Origin of the sequence: Prevotella veroralis DSM 19559 = JCM 6290 (assembly GCF_000377625.1) — a bacterium.
In the GTDB taxonomy this organism is placed as follows: domain Bacteria; phylum Bacteroidota; class Bacteroidia; order Bacteroidales; family Bacteroidaceae; genus Prevotella; species Prevotella veroralis.
This window is the reverse complement of record NZ_KB898350.1, coordinates 1-1659: the sequence shown is the minus strand read 5'-3', so window position 1 is coordinate 1659 and position 1659 is coordinate 1. Positions and strand designations below refer to the sequence as shown.

The window sequence follows — 1659 nt, the reverse complement described above, 5'->3', positions numbered from 1 at the left end:
ACCAATTTGTCCATAGATTTAGCCTCCTCGTCCTTGATGCGCACTTGTACACCAATATACTTGTTAATCACCTCTTTTGTTCGCTGTTCATACTGATTGAGCAATTCCTGTTCCATCTGTTCGTCACGTTGTACAGGTGCAGATTGAACAGGGAGGGAAACAGAACCGTTCTCCTTTTCTTTCAGTTCCTTTAGTTCCCTGTAAATTGTTTCCAACTTGTTTTTGATTTCCTCGAAGAGGACGAATGTATTATTATCTGCCATAGTTATAAATGTATTTTACGTTTTTTCTTTTTCTTCTTTTTGTCGAGTGTGTTGTAAACCTCCGCAGGGACAGTACCATGAGTATGAAACAATCCCAATCCTCCTTCTATGAGTCCGTTGGCAAGTCCACTTGTAACATCTGCAACGTTAGATATAAGATCTGCTATTCCTTGCGTCTGCTGTTTGTATTCCCTGTTATTCTGTTGCAAGGCTAAGTCTATCTTGGAATAACTGAAACTCCTGTCTACCTTAGAGCCATTGAAACAATAGCCATTCTTTTCAAAGATAATACCTTGAACTTCCTGTGAGTTGCCTTTGTACTTAAAACAGACATCAATATCTTGCTTTTTCAAGCGAGCAAGAAGGTCTTTCCAATTCCTGCACCGAGCAATCTCTGCTTTCAACGTTTGATAGATTTCATACTTGGTCTTGTCAGGTTCTTTCAGTCGGTGTTCTTTGACATTCTCCTTACCACCAGCGAAGTACAAGCTATATTTAGCGGTCAGTTCCTTGCAAATTTTCTCACTTCTGAATCTGTCGTTACGGTCAGAAATAGTCTTGCCATTATTGTCTATCCGATTGAAAGCGATATGCACATGAGGGTGCTCCTTATCGAAATGGCGACCGATAATGTACTGCGTATCTTTTATTCCCATCTTCTCCATGTATTCACGAGCGATCTGCGCCATCCATTCATTACTGAGCTTGGAAGAATCCTGTGCCGAGAAACTCAGGGAGATATGCCCCACGACCTTGCTTACTCGTGGATTCAGTTCTGTCTGGTCGATGAAACTTTGGACAATATGGTTGATGCTCTCCTTTCTCACTCCGGAACTATCAATGAGTTCCGTTCCTTTCTTCGGGTCAAGGATGTAATTGATTACACCCTTGAAGCCCGAACCTTTCATTATCTTGGCAATCATTTTCGTATCAGATTTAGAATTTCGTCAATCTTGCCAATGATGATTTTGTGGAAAGGAGCAACGACATGAAACCCATCTGCATTGGCACGATGTGCCAATTGATTGAGATTATTTGCCATTCCACACAGCTTACGGATGAAGTCTGCTTGCTCTACGGTCAGTCGTTCAATGACATTTCCTTTATCAAGAACTTTTCTTACAAACTCACTCATGGTTACTCCTGCGCTTTTGGCTTTGCCTTTGAGCGTATAGTAATCCTGCGTATTCAGTTTCACCGTGATACGGTATTTCTTCTTTTCGGCTACGCCCTTGGTTGGGCGACCACCTTTTTTATATTCTGTTTTTATCATACTTGTTTCGTTTATTGATTTGATGGAGACCGGCGGGATAATCCTCTGCACCGAGTGTCAGGAGGTGGAGCAAGTGGTTTTGGTATACCCAAAACATAAACTTGCTCCCCGAAAAACAGATTA

2 protein-coding genes and 1 pseudogene are annotated in these 1659 nt (G+C 41.6%); all 3 read right to left on the bottom strand.

From position 1 onward, the window contains the following. Nucleotides 1–263 (bottom strand): annotated as a pseudogene (locus D464_RS0112335) (hypothetical protein); the annotation flags it as partial. Between the two features lie 2 nt (nt 264–265). Beyond that, the gene (locus D464_RS0112330; protein ID WP_018911624.1) at nt 266–1186 is read right to left on the bottom strand and encodes a relaxase/mobilization nuclease domain-containing protein; all 921 of its coding nucleotides are present in this window, start codon (nt 1184–1186) and stop codon (nt 266–268) included. Further along, on the bottom strand, nt 1183–1536 hold the full coding sequence (locus tag D464_RS0112325; RefSeq protein WP_018911623.1) for a MobC family plasmid mobilization relaxosome protein: 354 nt from the start codon (nt 1534–1536) through the stop codon (nt 1183–1185). Before D464_RS0112325 ends, D464_RS0112330 begins: the two co-directional genes overlap by 4 nt. Between the last annotated feature and the right edge of the window lie 123 nt (nt 1537–1659).

Coding starts and splice junctions, on each gene's coding strand:
- D464_RS0112325 (WP_018911623.1), bottom strand. CDS start 1,536: ATGATAAAAACAGAATATAAAAAAGGTGGTCGCCCAACCAAGGGCGTA.
- D464_RS0112330 (WP_018911624.1), bottom strand. CDS start 1,186: ATGATTGCCAAGATAATGAAAGGTTCGGGCTTCAAGGGTGTAATCAAT.